The following is a 20,125-nucleotide window of genomic DNA, read 5'->3' on the forward strand; positions in this document are numbered from 1 at the left end:
GCGACCCACCTAGTTCTGCTGGTCGTGACTGGAAAGTGGAGCTGTGACCACACGGAGTTCGACAGACGCCAACCGGGTCATCCCGGAGGCCACGGTCGCCCGCCTGCCGGTGTACCTGCGGGCGTTGACGGCCCTTGCCGACAGCGGTATCCGCACCTGTTCCAGCGAGGATCTCGCGATCGCAGCGGGCGTCAACAGCGCCAAGCTGCGCAAGGACCTCTCGCACCTCGGCAGCTACGGCACCCGCGGTGTCGGGTACGACGTCGACTACCTGCGCTACCAGATCGCCCGCGAGATCGGGGTCACCCAGGACTGGCCGGTCGTCATCGTCGGCATCGGCAACCTGGGCCACGCCCTGGCCAACTACTCCGGCTTCCGCAGCCGCGGCTTCCGGGTCGTCGCGCTGCTCGACGCCGACCCCCAGCTGATCGGCCAGACGGTCGCGGGCGTCGCCGTCCGCGCGTTCGACGAGCTCGAGGCGATCGTGCAGGAGCACGACGTCGCGATCGGCGTCATCGCCACTCCCGCAGTCGCTGCGCAGTCGGTTGCTGACCGGATGGTCGCGATCGGCATCACCAGCATCCTGAACTTCGCACCGGCCGTCGTGGCCGTGCCCGACGGCGTCGACGTGCGCAAGGTCGACCTGTCGATCGAGCTGCAGATCCTCGCCTACCACGAGCAGCGCAAGGCCAACGGTGCTGACGCCGCGGCCGCTGCTGCCGCCGCTGTGACCGTCGATGGAGGAGCAGCATGAGCGTCCTGGTCGTCGGTATCTCCCACAACTCCGCGCCGATGTCGCTGCTCGAGCGCGTCGCCCTCGACGACGACGGCGTGCAGAAGCTCGTCGCCGACGCCGCCGCCTGCGAGCACGTCACCGAGGCCACGGTCATCGCGACCTGCAACCGGCTCGAGATCTACACCGAGGTCGAGCGGTTCCACGGCAGCATCGAGCAGATCTCCCGCCTCCTCGTCGAGCGCGCCGGTGAGTCCACCGAGGGGATGCTGCCGCACCTCTACGTCCACTACGACGACGGCGCGATCTCGCACCTCTTCCAGGTCGCGGCCGGCCTCGACTCGATGGCGGTCGGCGAGGGCCAGATCCTCGGCCAGACCCGCGATGCGCTGCGTCGCGGCCAGGAGCTCGGCACCGTCGGTCCCGCGCTCAACCTCCTCTTCCAGCAGGCGCTCCGCGTCGGCAAGCGCACCCGTGCCGAGACCGAGATCGACCAGGTCGCGCCCTCCCTCGTGAGTGCTGCCCTGGACGTCACGGCCGACGCCGTCGGTCCCGTTGACGGCAAGTACGTCGTCGTGGTCGGTGCCGGTGCCATGGCGGGTCTCGCCACCGCGACCGCCAGCCGCCTGCAGGCCGGGCACCTGGCAGTGGTCAACCGCTCTGCCGACGGCGCCGCCCGTCTTGCGGAGCAGTACGGCGCGCACGCCGTCCCGCTCGACCGGCTCGGCGAGGAGATCGCCCGCGCCGACATCGTGATCAGCTGCACCGGCTCCTCGGGCGCCCTGATCGACCGCGCGATGATCGAGGCCGCCCGCGCCGGTGACCCCGAGCGGCCGCTCGCGCTGATCGACCTTGCCCTGCCCCACGACATCGCCCGCGACGTCCTCGCCCTGCCGCAGGTCACCCTGGTGGGCCTGGCCGAGCTGGCCAAGGTGCTGCAGGGCGGCGCCACCGGCCGCGAGGTCCAGGAGGTCCGCCGGATCCTGGCCGAGGAGGTCACCGCCTTCCTCGCCGCGCGGCGCCAGGCCAGTGTCACGCCGACCGTGGTCGCCCTGCGGTCGATGGCCACCGGTGTCGTGGACGCCGAGATGACGCGTCTCGAGAGCCGGCTCCCGGACCTCGACGACCTGACCCGCGACGAGATCCGCCACACGGTGCGCCGGGTTGCCGACAAGCTCCTCCACGAGCCGACCGTCCGGGTCAAGGAGCTCGCCAACGACCAGGGCGCCGTCTCGTACGCCGCCGCGCTGGCCGAGCTCTTCGCGCTCGACCCCGACGCCGTCGACGCCGTCACCCGCCCGGTCGTGGTCGAGGAGGGTCTGCAATGACCCTGCGCATCGGCACCCGTCGCAGTGCCTTGGCCACGACCCAGTCGGGCCACGTCGCCGACGCCCTGCGCGAGCGCTTCGGTGTCGCCACCGAGCTCGTCGAGATCAGCACCGACGGAGACCGCAGCCAAGCCGCCGGTACGCCGCTGTCAGGCCCCGGATCCTCGGTCGGCGTCTTCGTGAGTGCCCTGCGCGACGCGCTCCTGGCTGGCGAGGTCGATGTCGCGGTGCACTCGCTCAAGGACCTCCCGACCTACCCCGCGGACGGCATCACCCTCGCCGCGATTCCCCAGCGTGAGGACCCACGCGACGTCGTGGTCGCGCGCGACGGCCTGACCCTGGGGGAGCTTCCGCCGGGCAGCCGGGTCGGCACGGGATCCCCCCGCCGGGTCGCCCAGATCGAAGCCCTCGGCCTCGGGGTCGACCTCGTCGGCGTACGCGGCAACGTGGACACGCGGATCGCCAAGGTCACCTCCGGTGAGTACGACGCCGTCGTCCTCGCTCGCGCCGGGCTGGCCCGGCTCGGCCGCGCGGACGAGGCGACCGAGGTGCTCGACCCGATCCAGGTGCTGCCGGCGCCCGGGCAGGGTGCGCTCGCGGTCGAGTGCCGCAGCGACGACACCGCGACGCTCGCCGTGCTGGCGGGCCTCGACGACGCCGCGACCCGGGCGGCCGTGACCGCCGAGCGCGCCGCGCTGGCCACCCTCGAGGGTGGCTGCTCGGCGCCGATCGGTGCCCTCGCTGACATAGCAGAAGGTGACGACGGCCCCGAATTGTGGTTGCGGGCCGTCGCGTTGTCCACTGATGGTGCGCTCGCGGTCCGCCGCTCCGCATCGACCCCGCTGGGGGAGGACCCGACGACCTGGTCCGACGCCGCGGCAACGTTGGGCGCAGCCCTTGCCAACGAAATGATCGAAGACGGCGCGGCCGAACTGACGGTCCCGCTCCCTGACCCATCCGCACGATCCGCAAAGGTGCACAACGCATGACGCGAGCCACGACAGCCAAGGCTGCCCCGACTCCCGCCTCCCCCCCGGCCCGCCCCGGTGGGGTCGCCTTCGTCGGCACCGGTCCCGGTGACCCCGACCTCCTGACCGTGCGTGCGGTGCGGCTCATCGAGGAAGCCGACGTGATCATCACCGAGGAGCCCGGCCACGCCGCGCTCGTCGACGTCGTGCGGGCCCGTGCCGCTGCGACCGGTGAGCTGGCGTCGGACTCCGTTCCCGAGCTGGTCGACGGTGGCTTCGGCGAGGACGGCCAGCCGCTGACGCACGCCGCCCGCTCGAAGGTGGTCGTCAAGCAGGCCAAGCGCCCGCAGCGCGTGGTGCGCCTGCTCGCCGGCGACCCGTTCCTCTACGCCTCGGGCCCCGAGGAGGCGCAGGCGGTCGCCAAGGCCGGCCTGCCCTTCGAGATCGTCCCCGGCGTCTCCTCCGTCGGCGCGGTTCCGGCGTACGCCGGCATCCCGCTGACCACCAAGGACCACCGCGAGGTGGCCGTGGTGACCTGCAGCGACAAGGCCGTCGACTGGTCCCGGTACGCCGAGACCCCGACCCTCGTCCTGCTGTCCGCGGTCGGCCAGATCGGTGAGATCGCCAAGGCGCTGATCGCCGTCGGTCGCTCCCCGCAGACGCCCGTCGCGATGACTCGCGTCGGCACCACCACCGAGCAGCAGACGATCACCTCCACGCTCGAGCGGATCGCCGCTGACGCCCGCACGGCGCGGATGACGCCGCCGGCGATCACCGTCATCGGTGCCGTCGTCGACCTGCGCGACAAGCTCTCCTGGTTCGAGACCAAGCCGCTGTTCGGCTGGCGCGTCCTGGTGCCCCGCACCAAGGAGCAGTCCGCGTCGCTGTCCAACCGGCTGCGCGAGTTCGGTGGCGTGCCGGAAGAGGTCCCCACCATCTCCGTCGAGCCGCCGCGCAACCCGCAGCAGATGGACAAGGCCGTCCGCGGTCTCGTCGAGGGTCGCTACGAGTGGATCGCGTTCACCTCGATCAACGCCGTGAAGGCGGTGCGGGAGAAGTTCGAGGAGTACGGCCTCGATGCCCGCGCGTTCTCGGGCCTCAAGATCGCCGCTGTCGGCGACAAGACCGCCCAGGCGATCGCCGACTGGGGCCTGCGTGCGGACCTGACGCCCTCGGGCGAGCAGTCCGCTGCCGGCCTGCTGGCCGACTGGCCCGAGTACGACGAGCAGCTGGACCCGATCAACCGGGTCTTCCTGCCGCGTGCCGACATCGCGACCGAGAACCTCGTCGCGGGCCTGATCGACCTCGGCTGGGAGTGCGACGACGTCACCGCCTACCGCACGGTCCGCGCGGCCCCGCCGCCGGCGCCGACGCGCGACGCGATCAAGACGGGCAAGTTCGACGCCGTCGTGTTCACGTCGTCCTCGACGGTGCGCAACCTGGTCGGCATCGCCGGCAAGCCGCACCCGTCGACGATCATCGCCGTCATCGGTCCGGCCACGGCCAAGACTGCCGAGGAGCACGGCCTGCGGGTCGACGTGATGGCCCCTGCGCCCGACGTCGAGCTGCTCGTCGAGGCCCTCGCCGGCTTCGGTGCCTCCCGCCGCGTCGCGATGCTCGAGGCCGGTGACCCTGTCACCAAGCCGAGCGACCGCAAGCCGTCGGCTCGCCGTCGCAAGACCGCGTCGGAGTAGCTGCTGGATCGTGTGCCCGGGACCCCCGAACAGCGGGGTCTCGGGCACACGACTGTTTTTCCAGAACCTAGGATGACGGCGTGACCGACATCGAGCGTCCCGTGATCCGCCCCCGCCGCCTTCGTACGACGGCAGCGATGCGCGACCTCGTCGCGGAGACGTCGCTGTCCCCGGCCCAGCTGGTGCTGCCGATGTTCGTTCGCGAGGGCGCAACGGAGCCGCTGCCGATCAGCTCGATGCCGGGCGTCGTCCAGCACACCCGGGACTCGCTGCGGAAGGCGGCGGCCGAAGCGGCCGAAGCCGGACTGCGCGGCGTGATGCTGTTCGGCATCCCCGAGCACAAGGACGCCACGGGGTCCGGCGGGATCGACCCCGACGGGATCCTCAACGTCGCGATCGCCGACGTCGTGGCCGAGGTGGGGGAGGAGCTCGTCGTGATGAGCGACCTGTGCCTCGACGAGTTCACCGACCACGGCCACTGCGGGGTCCTGGACGCCCGCGGCCGGGTCGACAACGACGCGACCCTGGAGCAGTACGCCGCCATGGCGGTCGTGCAGGCGCAGGCCGGCGCCGGGCTGGTCGGCCCCAGCGGGATGATGGACGGACAGGTCGCCGTCATCCGCGCCGCCCTCGACGACGCCGGGCACACCGACGTCGGGATCCTGGCGTACTCGACGAAGTACGCCTCCGCGTTCTACGGGCCGTTCCGCGAGGCCGTGGACAGCTCGCTGACCGGTGACCGGCGCACGTACCAGCAGGACGGCCGCAACGCCCGTGAGGGCGTGCGTGAGGCGCTCCTGGACATCGAGCAGGGCGCCGACATCGTGATGGTCAAGCCCGCCCTGGCCTACCTCGACGTGCTGCGTCGCGTCGCCGACGCCGCCGCCGACTTCGGGATCCCCGTGGCGGCGTACAACATCTCCGGTGAGTACTCCATGGTCGAGGCCGCTGCCGCCCGCGGCTGGATCGAGCGGGAGGCCGCGATCCTGGAGACGCTGACCTCGATCCGCCGGGCCGGCGCGGACATGATCCTGACCTACTGGGCGACCGAGGCCGCGGGCCTGCTGCGCCGCATGTAGGCCCCTCCCCGACCAAAACGACGAAAGCCCGGACCGAGGTCCGGGCTTTCGCTGTTGGTCTTGTTACGGCGTCGAGAGGCCGTAGCTCAGCAGGCAGTTCAGCAGCTGAACGGTCTGGGTGAGCTTCGGGTAGGCCGCCTTGCACGCGGGGCCCGCCTCAGCCTTGACCAGGGGTCCGAGGAGGCCGCTGATCAGGTTCGACGTCACGGCGCCCACACCGTCGTCGACGGTCTCGATGACCGGGTCGAGCGGGGTGTTGGTCTTGGGGATGGTCGGAGGAGACACGGGGGTGTCGGTGCCACCGTCGCCGCCGCCGGTGCCACCACCTGTGCCGCCGCCCGTGCCGCCGGTGCTGCCACCCGTGCTGCCGCCGGTCGAGGAGCCGCCGGTCGAGGAACCGCCGGAGAGGCCGCCCTTGCCGTTCTTGTGGCCACCCGAGTTGAAGCTCGGCGGCTCGGGGACGACGTAGCCCGCGGCGGTCGAGTTGTTCGGCACCGAGGTGAAGTCGCCCTCGAGGTAGGCGTTCATGATCTTGAGGACCAGGTCGACGTACGCCTGGCTGTGGTTGTAGCGGTAGACCGCGGCGCGCTGGCCGACGACCGTGGAGAGGTCACCGTCGCCCGAGCAGAGGTAGACGGCCGCCGCGAGGGCTGCGTCGTCGATGTCCTGCGGGTTGCGGGAGGCGTCGTCGTCAGCGTCCACGCCGACGACCTGCCAGGTCGAGGGGATGAACTGCATCGGGCCGACCGCGCGGTCCCACTTGGCGTCGTTGTCGTAGACGCCGGCGTCGGTGTCCGAGATCGCCTGGGTCTTGTTGGTGCCGTTGAGCGGGAGGCCGTAGATGCCCGGCGTCGCCACACCGTCGTCGTTGAGGACGTTGCCGCCGAAGCGGCCATGGTTGGACTCCACACGGCCGATCGCGGCGATCAGCTGCCAGGTGATGTTGCAGGACTCGTCCGCGGAGTTGATGACCGTCTCAGCGCGCTGGTAGGCGGCGAGAGCGGCGGCCGGGATCGCGTTGGTCGACGCGGCGGAGATGATGCCCGCCTCGTTGCCACCGTTGAGGCCCTCGACGTTGGCCGGGTCCGAGAAGCTGGCCGGGTCCTCGATCGACTCCTCGGGCACGCTGGTGCCGTCAGAGACCTGACCGGGTGCCTCGGCTGCCGCGATCGGTGCCGCGACGTTGCCGATGCCGGCTACGGATGCGGTCCACGCTGCCGAAAGCAGTGCGAGCGGAATGATGGTGGCGACGCGCTGCAGACGCCCCAGACGCTTCCTCGACATGTATTCGGTCTCTCTCCCCAAGGCTTCTCAGCCAAGTTTCCTGTGGGCCGCTCCCTCAGCTCCCACCCGTGCGTCACGCGTTGTCCGGCGACCCACGATGTGGGCCAACCGAATGGCACGACACCTGGACAACGAAGTTTGACACACCCGAGTTACGGGTGTCACATGTTCCCGCTCACAAAGCGGACGGCATGGTATGTGCACCACGAACCATTCGCGGGGGCCAAACGGACCGCGATGGCGGGCGGCTGGGGTCGATCAGTGACAATGGCGCGGTGCCCGACCTCGTGACCACCGGACCCAGCACCGGCTCCACCAGCGGCTCCGATGCGCTCTTCGCCCGGGCCCGCGCCGTGACTCCCGGTGGGGTCAACTCGCCCGTCCGCGCCTTCAACGCGGTCGGTGGGACCCCCCGCTTCATCGCCTCGGCCTCCGGGCCGTGGCTCACCGACGTCGACGGCAACACCTACGTCGACCTGATCTGCTCGTGGGGCCCCATGCTCCTGGGCCACGCGCACCCGGCCGTCGTCGATGCCGTGCGCGAGGCAGTGGGTCGCGGGACGTCGTACGGCACACCCACGGAGGGCGAGGTGGCGCTGGTCGAGGCGATCGTCGCGCGCACCCCTGTCGAGCGGCTGCGCCTGGTCTCCTCCGGCACCGAGGCCACCATGTCGGCGATCCGGCTGGCGCGCGGCTTCACCGGCCGCGACGTCATCGTGAAGTTCGCCGGTTGCTACCACGGCCACGTCGACTCGCTGCTGGCTGCCGCCGGTTCGGGCCTGACCACCTTCTCCATCCCCGGGACGCCCGGCGTCCCCGCCAGCTCGACCGACCTCACCCTGGTGCTGCCCTTCAACGACCGGGCCGCGGTCACCGCCGTCTTCGCCGAGTACGGCGACCGGATCGCCTGCCTCATCACCGAAGCCGCGCCCGGCAACATGGGCGTGGTCCCGCCGGCGCCGGGCTTCAACAAGTTCCTCGCCGAGACGTGCCGGGCCAACGGCGCGCTGTTCATCAGCGACGAGGTGATGACCGGCTTCCGGGTCTCCGCCGCCGGTCAGTGGGGCACCGACGGCGCCGTGGAGGGCTGGGCTCCCGACCTGATGACCTTCGGCAAGGTGATGGGCGGAGGTTTCCCTGCTGCCGCGTTCGGCGGTCGCGCCGACGTGATGGCCCACCTCGCGCCGGAGGGCCCCGTCTACCAGGCCGGCACCCTCTCCGGGAACCCGATCGCCACCGCCGCGGGGCTCGCCACGCTCACCGCCGCCGCCGACGACGCGGTGTACGCACGCCTCGACGTCGTCGCGGACGCCCTGCGCGCAGGTGCGGCCGAGGCATTCACCGCCGCGGGCATCCCCCACGTGATCCAGTCGACGGGCTCGATGTTCTCGGTGTTCCTCACCGATGACCCGGTCACCAACTACGCCGAGGCGCAGCGCACCGACGTGGCGGCGTACGGCGCCTTCTTCCACGCGATGCTCGACCGAGGGGTGCACCTGCCTCCGTCGGCCTACGAAGCCTGGTTCGTGTCGTCCTCCCACGACGACCGTGCCGTGCAGCACGTCCTCGATGCCCTTCCCGCCGCTGCCCGGGCAGCCGCGGCCGTTCCCGGAGCGACCTCATGAGCACGCCTGACACCGTCGTCCACCTGGTCCGCCACGGGGAGGTCCACAACCCCGAGGGTGTTCTCTACGGCCGCCGCGACGGGTTCCACCTCTCCACCCGGGGCCGCGCGATGGCCGACCGGATCGGTGAGGCGCTCGGGGGCAACGACATCACCGTGCTCCGCTCCTCGCCGCTCGAGCGGGCCCAGGAGACGGCCGCGCCGCTGGCCGCGAAGCTCGGCCTCGAGGTCACCCTCGAGCCGCGGGTGCTCGAGTCGACCAACCGGTTCGAGGGGCTGACCTTCGGCAAGGGCAACAACGCGCTGCGCAACCCGCTGCTGTGGCGCCACCTCTACAACCCGCTGAAGCCGTCGTGGGGTGAGCCGTACAAGGCCATCGTCGAGCGGATGATGGCAGCGGTCCACGACGCCCGTGTCGCCGCGACGGGCCACGAGGCCGTCCTGGTCTCCCACCAGCTCCCGATCTGGACCACCCGGCTGGCGGCCGAGAAGCGCTCCTTCCTGCACGACCCGCGCAAGCGGCAGTGCACCCTCTGCTCGATCACCTCGTTCCACTTCGCCGGTGAGGAGCTGGTCCAGGTCAGCTACGCCGAACCGGCCATCGACCTGATCCCGACCGGTGACATTGCCGCTCCGTTCTCGGCCGGTGACGCGCCCGAGGAGAAGAAGCCCGAGGGGACGCCCCCGGAATGAGACCTGTCGCCCGTGCGGTGGCGTTGTTCGCTGCCCTGGTGCTGATGGCCGGATGCTCGGACATCGGCGGCACCGGCGACCTCGACTACGTCCCGGGTGACGGCCAGGTCATCGAGGTGGCGAAGGCCGACCGCGAGGACCCCGTCGACTTCGCCGGTACGACGGTCCAGGGCGACCCGCTGGACGTGACCGACCTCCGCGGCAAGGTCGTCGTCCTCAACGTCTGGTGGTCCGGCTGCGGCCCCTGCCGCACCGAGATGCCGATGCTGGTCGACACCGAGGCCGAGGTCGACGCCGACGAGGTGGCGTTCGTGGGGATCAACATCCGCGACCTGGCGCCCGAGAACGCCGAGGCGTTCGAGCGTGACCGTGGTGTCGAGTACCCCTCCCTCTACGACCCGGGCAGCGAGACCCTGCTGCGCCTGGGCAAGTTCTCACCGCACGCCACGCCCGCCACGATCCTGCTCGACAAGGAGGGCCGGGTCGCCGCGCTGATCAACGGACCGATCCCCTCGAAGAGCACGCTGTCCACGCTGATCGACGACACCCTGGCCGAGAGCGACTGATGGGCGACTGGTTCACGGAGCAGGCTGCGGTCGGCTCGCTCGGCCTGGCCGTGCCGGTGGCGCTGATCGCCGGTCTGGTCTCCTTCTTCTCCCCGTGCGTGCTGCCGCTACTGCCGGGCTACCTCTCCTATGCGACCGGACTGTCCGGAGCCGACCTCGCCAGCGGTGAGGCCGCACAGCGCCGCGGCCGGATGCTCGCAGGCTCGGTCCTGTTCGTGCTCGGCTTCGCGGTCGTCTTCGTCTTCGCCGGTACGGCGTTCGGCGGGATCGCCGCTCGACTGCAGCACTGGGAGAACACGATCACCCTCGTGCTCGGCCTGCTGCTGATCGTGCTGGGACTCGCGTTCGCCGGCGTCGTGCCCTGGCTGCAGCGCGACTTCCGGATGCACAAGATCCCGGCAGTCGGCCTCGGTGCCGCCCCGCTGATCGGCGCGATGTTCGCGATCGGCTGGAGTCCCTGCATCGGCCCCACCTTCGGCGCCATCCTCAACCTGACCTACGCCGACGGCGCGACCGCGGCGCGCGGCGGGTTGCTCGCGCTCTGCTACGCCCTCGGTCTCGGGGTGCCGTTCATCGTGGTGGCGTTGGCCTACAACCGCGCGAGCCGGGCGCTGACCTGGGTGCGCCGCCACCAGGTCGCGGTGATGCGCACGGGCGGGTTCTTCCTGGTCGTGATCGGGCTGCTCATGGTCACCGGCTGGTGGGACCACGTCGTGCAGTGGACGCAGCTGCGCACTGTCGACTTCGGGGAGACCGCGCTGTGACCACCCGTCCTTCGGGAGACCGTCCCGCGAAGCCAGACGCCCGCGAACGCCGTCCCGGCGAGCTGACCGCGCGCGAGTTCGCTCGGTGGATCTGGCGCCAGATCTCCTCGATGCGCACGGCGCTGATCCTGCTGCTGGTCCTGGCGCTGGCCGCCATCCCGGGATCGGTGATCCCGCAGCAGGGCGTCGACTCGCTCGCCGTCACCCGCTGGAAGGACCAGCACCCGAAGCTGACGCCGCTCTACGAGCACCTCGACCTGTTCTCGGTCTACAGCTCCCCGTGGTTCTCCGCGATCTACCTGCTGCTGACGATCTCCCTGGTCGGCTGCATCGTCCCGCGCCTGTTCGTGTACCTCCGCGCGCTCCGCGCCCAGCCTCCCGCAGCACCACGCCACCTGACGCGACTGCCCGTGCATGCGTCGTACAGGACGGACCTGAGCCCGGACGAGGTCCTCGACCGGGCGCGAAAGGTGCTCGGACGGCGGCACCGGCTGCGGCTCGCGACCACAGGTGACGACGCGGTCTCGGCCGAGAGGGGCTACCTCCGCGAGGCCGGCAACCTGGTCTTCCACCTCTCGGTGCTCATCGTGCTGGCCGGCTTCGCCGTCGGCGGGCTCTGGGGCTACCAGGGCGGCGTGATCCTCGTCCAGGGCAGCACCTTCAGCAACAACCTGACCCAGTACGACGACTTCAAGCCGGGTGGGCTGTTCACCCAGCAGCAGATGAAGGACTTCCGCTTCTCCGTCGACGACTTCCGGGTCGACTGGCTGAAGAAGGGCCCCCGGGCCGGTCAGGCCCGCAAGTTCGAGGCAGACCTGTCCTACAAGGTCGGCCAGTCCGAGGCGAAGGACTACACGCTCAAGGTCAACCACCCGTTGAACGTGGACGGCACCGAGGTGTTCCTGATCGGCCACGGATACGCCCCCGTGATCACGGTGCGTGACGGCAAGGGCGACATCGTCGCCACCGGGCCGACCGTCTTCCTGCCGCAGGACGCGACCTTCCTGTCGTTCGGGGTGGTCAAGGCGCCGGCGGCCAAGCCCGGCCAGATCGGGCTCGAAGGACTCTTCTACCCGACGTTCGAGATGGTCGACGGCGATCCGGTCACCGTCTTCGGTGACGACCTGTTCCCCACGCTGTCCCTGCTGGCCTACACCGGCGACCTCGGCCTGGACGACGGCCGTTCGCAGTCGGTCTACGTCCTCGACAAGTCGAAGGCGACCCCGGTCGAGGGTGAGGACGGCAAGCCGTTCCGCCTCGACCTCCAGGTCGGCGACACCGTCGAGCTGCCGGACGGCCTGGGGACGGTCACCTTCGACCGCGTCGACCCGTGGATCCGGGTGCAGATCAGCCAGACACCCGGCAAGGGCGTGGCCCTGGTCGGCGTCGTGCTCGCGCTGATCGGCCTGTGCATGTCGCTGTTCCTGCGGCCGCGACGGGTGTGGGTGCGGGCCGTGGCAGTGGACGCCGCAGGGACCGGACCCGACACCGATGACGCAGACGCGGGGGACACAATGGACGGCACGGGCGGCACTCGGGTCGAGGTCGCCGTACTCGATCGCTCCGGCAACGGCGAGACGGACGAGATCCTCGCCAGACTGTTGGCGCAACTGCAGGAGGCACCGAAGTGAGCAACACCGCGTGGGAGACGCTGAGCAACCAGGCGGTTGCGATGGCCGGTCTCGTCTACTTCATCGCGCTGCTCGTGCACCTCGCGGAGTGGGCGGCACTGCGCCAGCCCGCGGGTGAGCTGGTCGCGGCGGGCGTGGGAGACGGGTCCGGAAAGGGTCTCGAGACGGTTGCTTCGCAACCTCCTCGACCTGCGTCGGAGACGGGCGAGAGGATCGCGTTCCTGGGTCGTCTCGGCTTCCTGCTCACGATCGTCGCCTGCGCGGTGCACTTCGTCGCCCTGCTGGGCCGCGGCATGGCCGCGGACCCCAACCGGGTGCCCTGGGGCAACATGTACGAGTTCACGGTGTCCGGCACCTTCGTCGTGACCCTGCTGTACGTCGTCCTGCACAAGCGGTTCGGCCTCGGGTGGATGGGCCCGATCGTGGTCGGCTTCGTGCTGACCGTGCTGATGGTCGCGGTGATCTGGCTGCACGACGAGGTCGCGCCGCTGACCGAGGCGCTCAACTCGCCCTGGCTGGTCATCCACGTCGTGTCGGCCGTGATCGCCACGGGCACCTTCACGCTCGGTGGCATCGCGTCGCTGATGTACCTCGTCCGGATGCGGGCCGAGCGGCGCGCGGCAGCCGGCGAGCGTGAGCTCTCGGGCTGGATCGCGCGGACGCCCGACCTGCCGGCGCTGGACCGGCTGGCCTACCGCGTCCACGCGTTCGCGTTCCCGGTGTGGACCTTCGCGGTGCTGATCACCGGCCCGATCTGGGCGCACGAGGCGTGGTCGCGCTACTGGAACTGGGACCCGAAGGAGGTGTGGGCCTTCATCACCTGGGTGGTCTACGCCGGCTACCTCCACGCCCGCGCCACGGCCGGCTGGAAGGGCCGCAAGGCCGCCCAGCTCGCCCTCGTCGGTGTGGCGACCCTGTGGTTCAACTTCATCGGGATCAACTACTTCTCGACCACCAGCCAGCACTCGTACGCCGTCGAGCAGTTCATCGACGCGCCCCCGGCCGCGGTTCAACTACCGAATTTGCTGCTTTCGGAGCCTGGACACGACGAATTCGGTAGTTGAACCGGAGCCGACCATGTCACTGACGATCGTCACCGGGGGAACGCGCGGCATCGGTGCCGCCATCGCCGCCCGCCTCGCCGGCGAGGGTCACGACCTGGTGCTCGGCTACCGCAGCGACGAGGAGAGTGCGCAGGCGACGGCCGAGGTGGTCACGGCCCTCGGGGTGCGGTGTGTCACCGTCCGGGCCGACCTGACCACCGATGCGGGCATCGACGAGCTGTTCGCACGGGCCGCCGAGCTCGGGCGGCTGACGGGTGTGGTGAACAACGCCGGCGCGACGTACCGCTTCGCACCCCTGGACGAGACCCCGACCGAGGAGATCCGGCGGACCATCGACCTGAACCTGACCGGCCCGATCCTGGTGGCCCGGGCAGCGGTCGCGGTCCTCGATCGCGGCGGGGTCGTCGTCAACATCACCTCGGGCGCCGCGACCATCGGTTCGCCGGGGGAGTACGTCCACTACGCGGCTGCGAAGGCCGGCCTGGATGCGGCGACCCGGGGCCTGGGCCTCGAGGTCGCCGACCGCGGCATCCGCGTCGTCGCGATCGCTCCCGGCCTGATCGCGACCGACCTGCACGCCACCACGGGGGACCCGGAACGGGTGGAGCGGATGGCGCCCCAGATCCCGCTCGGCCGGGCCGGACAGCCCGAGGAGATCGCCAACGCCGTCGCGTGGCTGATGAGCGAGCAGGCTGCCTACGTCACCGCGACGACGCTGCGGGTGGCCGGCGGTCGCTGACGGCGTTGCCGTCCTCGGGGGCACCCTGTCCCAGGTTCATTGACATCAATCAACCTGGCGAAGGATCAGGCGTCGGGCGGGTCCGGCGGATTCGCGTCGCGGGCCTGCTTGCGGCGCTTGCGCTCGAGGTCGCGCAGGAACGACTCGTCGTCGTCCGGGGCCAGCGGGCGGCTGGGTGGCTGGGGCCGTGACGGACGGCGCTTCGCCGGCGAGCCCCCGGGGCCGCGGTCCTGCATCCAGCGGATCGCGAGATAGGTCGCGATCGCGAAGACGAGGACCACCAGCAGGAACTTCACGTCTCCAGAGTAGGACGTGGCCTGTGATCTCGTTGACGATCCCCGTGCCCGGACGGGCAGAGGTGCGGCCTACGCTGGTGGGGTGAAGGAGTTCTGGATCTACACCGGCCTGCGCGTCGGCCTGTTCATCGCCGCGTTCTGCACCATCTTCGGCGTGTGGTTCCTGGTGGCGGACTCCGTCAACGTGCTGCTCGTGGTCGTGTTCGCGTTCCTGGTCAGCGGCATCGCGTCGTACGTCCTGCTCGCCCCGCAGCGCAACGCGTTCGCCCACCGGGTGGAGGGCAGAGCCGATCGGATCGTCGAGAAGTTCGACGAGATGAAGGCCAAGGAAGACGACGCTGACTGAGCGGAAGCTCAGGCAACAACCAGGCCGAGGCCGGCGAGGACCGCCCAGCCCAGCTCGGCGATGCCGGTCTGCTGGAGGACCGGGATCAGCGCGGGGCCACGGGCACCGCCCAGGACGATCCGTGCCGCACTGGCCGCGGGGAGCAGGAAGCCGAGGCCGAGCAGCGCCCACCAGGTGGTGAGTACGGCGAGGCCGACGACCGCTGCCGCTGAGGCGATCACGAGCAGGGCGTAGAACGTGCGGGTGCGCGCATCGCCCAGCCGCACCGCGAGCGTCATCTTCCCCGAGACCGTGTCGGTGGGGATGTCGCGCAGGTTGTTGGCCACGAGGATCGCGCACGCAAGGGCGCCGACGCCGGCGCCGGCCACGACCGAGGCCCAGCCGATGGTGCCCCACGACTCGGTCTGCACCCAGGTGGTGCCGACGACGGCGACGAGGCCGAAGAACACGAACACCATCACCTCGCCGAGGCCGAGGTAGCCGTACGGCTTCGAGCCGCCGGTGTAGAACCAGGCCGCCAGCACGCAGACGGCACCGATGGCGACGAGCCACCACGACGTGGTCGCCGCCAGCGCGAGTCCTGCGACACCGGCCACGCCGAAGGCGAGGAACGCCGCGGCCTTCACCGCTGACGGCGTCGCCAGGCCGGAGCCGACCAGGCGCAACGGTCCGACCCGCTCGTCGTCGGTGCCGCGGATGCCGTCGGAGTAGTCGTTGGCGTAGTTGACCGCGACCTGGAGGGCGAGGCTCACCACGAGTGCGAGCAGCGCCTTCCACCACACCGCGTGGTCGTCGTACGCCGCGACGGCGGTGCCGGCCACGACGGGGGCGACCGCCGCGGGCAGGGTGCGGAGACGGGCGCCGGCGATCCAGTGGGCGGGAGTGGCCATGATCGGCGATTCAAGCAGGTTCGGGTGCCGTGGTTGGCGCAGGGGTCCGCTGCGCCAGGTGGCGTTCGGCCGCGCGCGACGCCGGATGGATGGCGATGGCGGCCAGCAGGACGATCGCGGCGATGACCAGCCAGCCCTGGGCGCCCCACTCCATCGCGAGGAAGGTGTACGCCGCCGGGGCCCACACCGAGCCGACGGTGTAGCCGAGCTGGGAGACGCCCTGGTACTCGCCACGTCGCTCGGGGTCGGACAGCTCGGCCTGCAGCCCCCACTCGCCGGCCGACTGGAACAGCTCGGCACCGGTCACGGTCACGTGCCCGATCCAGACCAGGGCGATCGTGACCCAGCCGATGGTGTCGTGGGTGACCAGGACGATCCCGCAGGACATCATGAAGAAGAAGGCGCCGCGGCGTTGGGCGCGCAGCGAGTCGGACACGGTCGTGATCCCGCGGGCTGCTGCGACCTGCAACGCCACGGCCATCACGGTGTTGGTGCCGAACAGCCACGCCAGCAGCACCCGGGGTGCATCGGTCTCCTCGACCAGCCACAGCGGGATCACCACGTTCAGCAGCACCTGGTGGGTGGCCAGCACGCCGCCGCAGATCGACATGAACAGGTAGCCGCGGTTGCGCAGCGCGCTCTGCTTGTCGCCCGCGTCCTCGAAGGCTGCTTCGAGCGCCGTCTCGGCCTTCTCCTCCGTCGCCGCGTGTACGGCGGCCGGGAGTCGTGACACGAGCAGGGCATTGAGCAGCAGCAACCCGGCGGTGACCAGTGGCACGGCCCGGATCACGTCGTTGCTGTTGGTCGCCAGGGCGATACCGGCGAGCAGGGCGCCGAAGGTGTAGCCGACGTTGCGGGCGGCCCGGAAGTAGGCGTTCGACGAGACCCGCTCCTCGCGCGGGAAGATGTCGAACCGATAGGCGTTGCGCGCTGCCCGGCTCCCGACCTGCACGGCCTCGAGCACGATCATCATGGCGATGAAGGTGGCCAGGCCGCCGACGGCGAGCCAGGCGACGTAGAGCAGCGCCTCGACGAGCGACGCGACCGCCCAGACCCGGCGGGCGCCGTACCGGTCACTGAGCTTGCCCAGCGGGACCGCGAGGAAGAACGTCACGACGCCGGCGATGGTGAGGCCGAGGCCCACCTGCGCTGCGGTGAGCCCGACGATCTGGGTGAAGAAGACCGCGCTGCCGGTGAGGAAGACGCCGTCGCCGAAGGCCGAGAGCACTGACTGGGCAGACAGGCGCCGGACCAGCGGGGTGGGTCCGGCGAGGCGGGCGAGGCGCTCCGAGAGTTGTCTTGACATCAAGAGGATTTTACGACGACACCGGGGTTCGTGTCGAACGTTTTTCTGCGATGTCGGCCAGCCACCCGAAGATCGCCGGGCCGGTGGGGTCGGTCGGCCATTCGTTCCAGGCCAGCTCGGGGTGCCACTGCACCCCGAGCGCGGACCACTCGCCGGTCATCGGCTCGATCGCCTCGATCACACCGTCGTCGGTCCACGCGGTCGCCCGCCACGCCGGGCCCGGGTCGTCGACCGCCTGGTGGTGCAGCGCGCTCGTGGTCGGCCGTTCCCCGAGCAGGGCGCGGGCCAGCGAGCCAGAGGTGGTCGTGACCGGGTGGCCGTCCCCGGGGTGCTCGTGCCCGATGCCCGATCGCAGGCTGCCGCCGAACGCCACCGCGAGCACCTGGAGCCCGCGGCACACGCCGAGGAGGGGGACGCCGGCCACCGCAGCAGCCCGGACCAGCTCGATCTCGTCCTGGTCACGGGCGGGATCCACGTCGACGGCGGACCCCGGCGGGCCGCCGTACCGGGCCGGGTCGACGTCGCCGCCGCCGGTCAGCACCAGGCCGTCGAGCACGTCGAGGAGGTCGGTGCCCGCGCCGGGCGGCACGATCACGGGTCGCCCGCCGGCCGCAGTGATCGCGGTGGCGAACCACTGCGGTGTGCCGTGCACGGGCAGGGCACCGAACGGCTTCGGGACGTCGTAGCCGTGGCCGACGATCCCGATGAGGGGCCGACGGTCGTGGCTCACATCGCGACCAGGGCGGTCACCCCGAGGGCGACACCAGCCAGGTAGGTGAACATCGCGCCCGAGTCGCGGACCGGGCCGTGGGCCGCGAGCGTGGTGGCCCGGAGCATCCCGTAGGCGTGCGTGAACCGGGCGGTGGCCGCGACGATCGCCAGGGCGTCGAGCCACCAGCCGTCGGTCAGTGTCGAGCAGACGACGAGCAGGACCACCAGGGTCGGCACGTACTCCGCCGCGTTGCCGTGGGCGCGCTGGGCGATCAGCAGGCGGTCGGCAGGGTCGGTGGGCATCTGGGGTCCCTTGTCGCCGCGGATCGCGCGGTGCCGGGTGACGTTGGCGCCGAGGAGGAACAGCAGGATGCCCATCAGGGCGATGCAGGTGATCACGATCGTGCTCATGAGGTGGCCATCTCTTTCGGGTGGGACGGAGTGGAGGGGTGGAGTTCGTCGAGGTGGAGGAGCCGACGCACGATGGCGCCGGAGAGATCGGTGCCGAGCAGTGCGTCGGTCTTGGCCATCCCGCCGGGGCAGGTGACGTTGACCTCGATGAGGCGGCCGTCGATCACGTCGAGTCCGGCCAGGGCGATGCCGTGGTGCTCGAGCAGGGGCGAAAGGGTCCGGGTGATGCGTCGGTCCGCGTCGTCGACCTCAGCGGGGGCGCAGGGGGCGCCGATCCGGAAGTCGGCGTCGTCCGGGCGGCGCAGGACCGCCCCCATGATCTCGCCGTCGAGCAGGAACAGCCGCTTGTTGCCGACCTCCACCCGCGCGAGGTACTCCTGCGCGATCACGTGCCGCGTCCCCCCGGCGGTGGCCGACTCGCAGAGCGCCCGGGCGGCCGCGTCGTCGTGCAGCAGCCAGACGTCGATGCCGGCGAACCCGTCCAGCGGCTTCACGACCGCCGTGCCGTGCGCGGCGACGAATCGTCGTACCTCTGCCGGATCGGTGGTGACCAGGGTCGCCGGGCAGAGCTCGGGGAACCGCAGGGCGACCGCCTTCTCGTGCAGTGCGCGGATTCCCTCGGGCCGGTTGACGACGCGGGTCCCGGCCGCCTCCACGAGGTCCAGGAGGTACGTCGTGTGCAGGTACCGCGCGTCGACGGGTGGATCGATCCGCAGCAGCACCAGGTCCATCCGGTCCGCGACGTCGAACCTCGTCCGCTCGAGGACCTGGAACCAGTCACGCTCCACGATCCAGCGGTGGTCCCGGCCCCGCCTGCGCGGGGCGAGCAGGACGCGAGCGGCCAGGGTGCGTACCCGCCCGTCGACGACCGACAGGTCCGCCGGAGTGCTGACCCAGACCGCGACGTCGAGGTCCTGGAAGGCGGCGACCAGTCCGACCGTCGCATCGATCGTGGGGTCCAGGCCGGCCGCTGGGTCGGTGACGACCAGGACGTTGGTCGTCATGCCGCCACCTCCCGGCGGCTCGTGCCGGCCCCGAGCAGGGCCATCCCGCGTTCGACGTCGCCGGTGCCGGCAGCCGTGGCGGCCCAGTGCTCGGCGAGCCGGGACTGCTCGCCCGCCACGGAGGCCAGCGCGGTCCGGCGCCGCTCGTCGTCGTACAACAGGTCGGCGAGGCCCTCGACCAGCGCCCCGACGTCCTCGGTGCGCTGGGCGTCGGGGAACCGGATCTCCAGGTAGCTGCCGCGCGGACGGACCGGCGGGAAGAGGGTCGAGAGGTGTGCCTCGACGCCCTCGCCGAGGAAGTCGGCGGCGCCTGCGGCGAAGGACGCATACGCGCTGACCGGGTCACCGTGCAGGAGGCGGTCGTCGAACGCCGTGCGGTCAGGGTCGGCGGCGAGCCACGTGGTCAGCCGACCGGTCGGTCCGCTGCTGTGGGCGGTCGCCGCGGCGAGGAACGGGCCGGCGAGCAGCAGCAGGCGCCACTGCTCGAGCCCGGCGCGCCCGGGCCACCAGTCCAGGCAGACCTGGGTCGAGGTGGTGCTGCGCATCATCCGGCGGCCGGCGGGTCCGATGGCGTCGAAGTGCCGCTCCATGGCGTCGTACCGCGGTGACTGGAGGAAGCGTGCGGTGGTGGGCTGGCACGCCCGGACCGGCTGGGCGTACAGCACGATCCCGCAGCCGAGCAGGTCCGCCGCGAGTGCGCGGGTGACCTCGACCAGGTGGCGAGCAGCGGCACCCGGGGACTTCGCGACGGGGAGGCTGAGCTCCACCTGCCCGCCGGGCTCGAAGCTCACCCACGGTGCGTAGGGCCGGCCGGCGACGGACTCGGTGACCCGCTTCGGGTGGACGCTGCTGCCATTGAAGAAGTCGACCGCGAAGAACTCCTGCTCCACCGCGGCGCCCGTGGTGCGGCGGCCGGCGGAGTGTAGCGGACGAAAGAGTCGGGCGACCTGGGAGTGGATCGTTCGTGCATTCATGGCAACTCCTGATAAAGTAA

The 20,125-nt window shown here is 71.1% G+C and carries 21 protein-coding genes; 13 read left to right on the forward strand and 8 right to left on the reverse strand.

The window, feature by feature from the left end:
* Positions 1-43: 43 nt before the first annotated feature.
* From ASD84_RS22595 to hemB, 5 genes are all read left to right on the forward strand, one after another.
* Positions 44-754: a redox-sensing transcriptional repressor Rex gene (locus ASD84_RS22595; protein ID WP_235531205.1), complete on the forward strand. Its 711-nt coding sequence runs from the start codon at positions 44-46 to the stop codon at positions 752-754.
* Positions 751-2,061 carry a glutamyl-tRNA reductase gene (locus tag ASD84_RS22600; protein WP_056715991.1) on the forward strand — a complete coding sequence of 437 codons (1,311 nt, stop codon included), beginning with the start codon at positions 751-753 and terminating at the stop codon, positions 2,059-2,061. The genes ASD84_RS22595 and ASD84_RS22600 overlap by 4 nt, the downstream gene beginning before the upstream one ends.
* Positions 2,058-3,050, forward strand: a complete 993-nt coding sequence (gene hemC, locus ASD84_RS22605) for a hydroxymethylbilane synthase (RefSeq protein WP_056715994.1) — start codon at positions 2,058-2,060, stop codon at positions 3,048-3,050. The genes ASD84_RS22600 and hemC overlap by 4 nt, the downstream gene beginning before the upstream one ends.
* Positions 3,047-4,723 (forward strand): uroporphyrinogen-III synthase, encoded by a 1,677-nt coding sequence (locus tag ASD84_RS22610; protein ID WP_056715997.1) that lies wholly within the window; start codon positions 3,047-3,049, stop codon positions 4,721-4,723. Before hemC ends, ASD84_RS22610 begins: the two co-directional genes overlap by 4 nt.
* 80 nt (positions 4,724-4,803) lie before the next feature.
* Positions 4,804-5,802, forward strand: a complete 999-nt coding sequence (gene hemB, locus ASD84_RS22615) for a porphobilinogen synthase (protein WP_082573991.1) — start codon at positions 4,804-4,806, stop codon at positions 5,800-5,802.
* 63 nt (positions 5,803-5,865) lie between these two features.
* Here the strand turns inward: hemB and ASD84_RS22620 are convergent, their stop codons facing one another.
* Entirely contained in the window at positions 5,866-7,086 is a 1,221-nt protein-coding gene (locus tag ASD84_RS22620; protein WP_056716000.1) for a lytic transglycosylase domain-containing protein, read from the reverse strand.
* 275 nt (positions 7,087-7,361) lie between these two features.
* Between ASD84_RS22620 and hemL the strand changes: the two genes are divergently transcribed.
* From hemL to ASD84_RS22655, 7 genes are read left to right on the forward strand one after another with little or no spacing between them, the layout of a single operon-like run.
* Positions 7,362-8,711 carry a glutamate-1-semialdehyde 2,1-aminomutase gene (hemL, locus tag ASD84_RS22625; RefSeq protein ID WP_235531206.1) on the forward strand — a complete coding sequence of 450 codons (1,350 nt, stop codon included), beginning with the start codon at positions 7,362-7,364 and terminating at the stop codon, positions 8,709-8,711.
* Positions 8,708-9,403, forward strand: coding sequence for a histidine phosphatase family protein (locus ASD84_RS22630; protein WP_056716006.1), 696 nt, complete (start codon positions 8,708-8,710; stop codon positions 9,401-9,403). Before hemL ends, ASD84_RS22630 begins: the two co-directional genes overlap by 4 nt.
* Positions 9,400-9,969, forward strand: coding sequence for a TlpA disulfide reductase family protein (locus tag ASD84_RS22635; protein WP_056716009.1), 570 nt, complete (start codon positions 9,400-9,402; stop codon positions 9,967-9,969). Before ASD84_RS22630 ends, ASD84_RS22635 begins: the two co-directional genes overlap by 4 nt.
* A complete protein-coding gene (locus ASD84_RS22640) occupies positions 9,969-10,733 on the forward strand; it encodes a cytochrome c biogenesis CcdA family protein (protein WP_056716011.1) in 765 nt (254 codons plus the stop codon). The genes ASD84_RS22635 and ASD84_RS22640 overlap by 1 nt, the downstream gene beginning before the upstream one ends.
* Positions 10,730-12,364: a cytochrome c biogenesis protein ResB gene (locus tag ASD84_RS22645; protein ID WP_056716014.1), complete on the forward strand. Its 1,635-nt coding sequence runs from the start codon at positions 10,730-10,732 to the stop codon at positions 12,362-12,364. Before ASD84_RS22640 ends, ASD84_RS22645 begins: the two co-directional genes overlap by 4 nt.
* On the forward strand, positions 12,361-13,428 hold the full coding sequence (gene ccsB, locus ASD84_RS22650) for a c-type cytochrome biogenesis protein CcsB (protein WP_056716021.1): 1,068 nt from the start codon (positions 12,361-12,363) through the stop codon (positions 13,426-13,428). The genes ASD84_RS22645 and ccsB overlap by 4 nt, the downstream gene beginning before the upstream one ends.
* A 13-nt stretch (positions 13,429-13,441) precedes the next feature.
* Positions 13,442-14,167, forward strand: coding sequence for an SDR family NAD(P)-dependent oxidoreductase (locus ASD84_RS22655; RefSeq protein WP_056716024.1), 726 nt, complete (start codon positions 13,442-13,444; stop codon positions 14,165-14,167).
* Between the two features lie 65 nt (positions 14,168-14,232).
* Here ASD84_RS22655 and ASD84_RS22660 read toward each other — a convergent pair whose 3' ends face one another.
* A complete protein-coding gene (locus tag ASD84_RS22660; RefSeq protein ID WP_056716027.1) occupies positions 14,233-14,463 on the reverse strand; it encodes a hypothetical protein in 231 nt (76 codons plus the stop codon).
* An 82-nt stretch (positions 14,464-14,545) separates the two neighbouring features.
* Here ASD84_RS22660 and ASD84_RS22665 point away from each other — a divergent pair, with 82 nt between their 5' ends.
* Positions 14,546-14,809 (forward strand): DUF4229 domain-containing protein, encoded by a 264-nt coding sequence (locus ASD84_RS22665; protein WP_056716029.1) that lies wholly within the window; start codon positions 14,546-14,548, stop codon positions 14,807-14,809.
* A gap of 8 nt (positions 14,810-14,817) precedes the next feature.
* Here the strand turns inward: ASD84_RS22665 and ASD84_RS22670 are convergent, their stop codons facing one another.
* Genes ASD84_RS22670 through ASD84_RS22695 form a run of 6 tightly spaced genes read right to left on the reverse strand, consistent with a single transcriptional unit; the run spans position 14,818 to position 20,105 of the window.
* Positions 14,818-15,699: a 1,4-dihydroxy-2-naphthoate polyprenyltransferase gene (locus ASD84_RS22670; protein WP_056716032.1), complete on the reverse strand. Its 882-nt coding sequence runs from the start codon at positions 15,697-15,699 to the stop codon at positions 14,818-14,820.
* Positions 15,700-15,709: 10 nt separating this feature from the next.
* Entirely contained in the window at positions 15,710-17,005 is a 1,296-nt protein-coding gene (locus ASD84_RS22675) for an MFS transporter (protein WP_056716035.1), read from the reverse strand.
* A 10-nt stretch (positions 17,006-17,015) separates the two neighbouring features.
* Positions 17,016-17,735 (reverse strand): gamma-glutamyl-gamma-aminobutyrate hydrolase family protein, encoded by a 720-nt coding sequence (locus tag ASD84_RS22680; RefSeq protein ID WP_056716038.1) that lies wholly within the window; start codon positions 17,733-17,735, stop codon positions 17,016-17,018.
* Positions 17,732-18,127, reverse strand: a complete 396-nt coding sequence (locus ASD84_RS22685; protein WP_056716041.1) for an MAPEG family protein — start codon at positions 18,125-18,127, stop codon at positions 17,732-17,734. Before ASD84_RS22685 ends, ASD84_RS22680 begins: the two co-directional genes overlap by 4 nt.
* Positions 18,124-19,131: a hypothetical protein gene (locus ASD84_RS22690; RefSeq protein ID WP_056716045.1), complete on the reverse strand. Its 1,008-nt coding sequence runs from the start codon at positions 19,129-19,131 to the stop codon at positions 18,124-18,126. Before ASD84_RS22690 ends, ASD84_RS22685 begins: the two co-directional genes overlap by 4 nt.
* On the reverse strand, positions 19,128-20,105 hold the full coding sequence (locus ASD84_RS22695; protein WP_056716050.1) for a glutamate-cysteine ligase family protein: 978 nt from the start codon (positions 20,103-20,105) through the stop codon (positions 19,128-19,130). Before ASD84_RS22695 ends, ASD84_RS22690 begins: the two co-directional genes overlap by 4 nt.
* Between the last annotated feature and the right edge of the window lie 20 nt (positions 20,106-20,125).

The sequence above is a fragment of the Nocardioides sp. Root682 genome, from assembly GCF_001427795.1.
Lineage (GTDB): Bacteria > Actinomycetota > Actinomycetes > Propionibacteriales > Nocardioidaceae > Nocardioides.

What these genes read in the sequence shown, in the direction of transcription:
- ASD84_RS22600 (WP_056715991.1), top strand. Translation starts at nt 751, where the DNA reads ATGAGCGTCCTGGTCGTCGGTATCTCCCACAACTCCGCGCCGATGTCG.
- hemC (WP_056715994.1), top strand. Translation starts at nt 2,058, where the DNA reads ATGACCCTGCGCATCGGCACCCGTCGCAGTGCCTTGGCCACGACCCAG.
- ASD84_RS22610 (WP_056715997.1), top strand. Translation starts at nt 3,047, where the DNA reads ATGACGCGAGCCACGACAGCCAAGGCTGCCCCGACTCCCGCCTCCCCC.
- ASD84_RS22620 (WP_056716000.1), bottom strand. Translation starts at nt 7,086, where the DNA reads ATGTCGAGGAAGCGTCTGGGGCGTCTGCAGCGCGTCGCCACCATCATT.
- ASD84_RS22630 (WP_056716006.1), top strand. Translation starts at nt 8,708, where the DNA reads ATGAGCACGCCTGACACCGTCGTCCACCTGGTCCGCCACGGGGAGGTC.
- ASD84_RS22635 (WP_056716009.1), top strand. Translation starts at nt 9,400, where the DNA reads ATGAGACCTGTCGCCCGTGCGGTGGCGTTGTTCGCTGCCCTGGTGCTG.
- ASD84_RS22640 (WP_056716011.1), top strand. Translation starts at nt 9,969, where the DNA reads ATGGGCGACTGGTTCACGGAGCAGGCTGCGGTCGGCTCGCTCGGCCTG.
- ASD84_RS22655 (WP_056716024.1), top strand. Translation starts at nt 13,442, where the DNA reads ATGTCACTGACGATCGTCACCGGGGGAACGCGCGGCATCGGTGCCGCC.
- ASD84_RS22670 (WP_056716032.1), bottom strand. Translation starts at nt 15,699, where the DNA reads ATGGCCACTCCCGCCCACTGGATCGCCGGCGCCCGTCTCCGCACCCTG.
- ASD84_RS22675 (WP_056716035.1), bottom strand. Translation starts at nt 17,005, where the DNA reads ATGTCAAGACAACTCTCGGAGCGCCTCGCCCGCCTCGCCGGACCCACC.
- ASD84_RS22685 (WP_056716041.1), bottom strand. Translation starts at nt 18,127, where the DNA reads ATGAGCACGATCGTGATCACCTGCATCGCCCTGATGGGCATCCTGCTG.
- ASD84_RS22690 (WP_056716045.1), bottom strand. Translation starts at nt 19,131, where the DNA reads ATGACGACCAACGTCCTGGTCGTCACCGACCCAGCGGCCGGCCTGGAC.
- ASD84_RS22695 (WP_056716050.1), bottom strand. Translation starts at nt 20,105, where the DNA reads ATGAATGCACGAACGATCCACTCCCAGGTCGCCCGACTCTTTCGTCCG.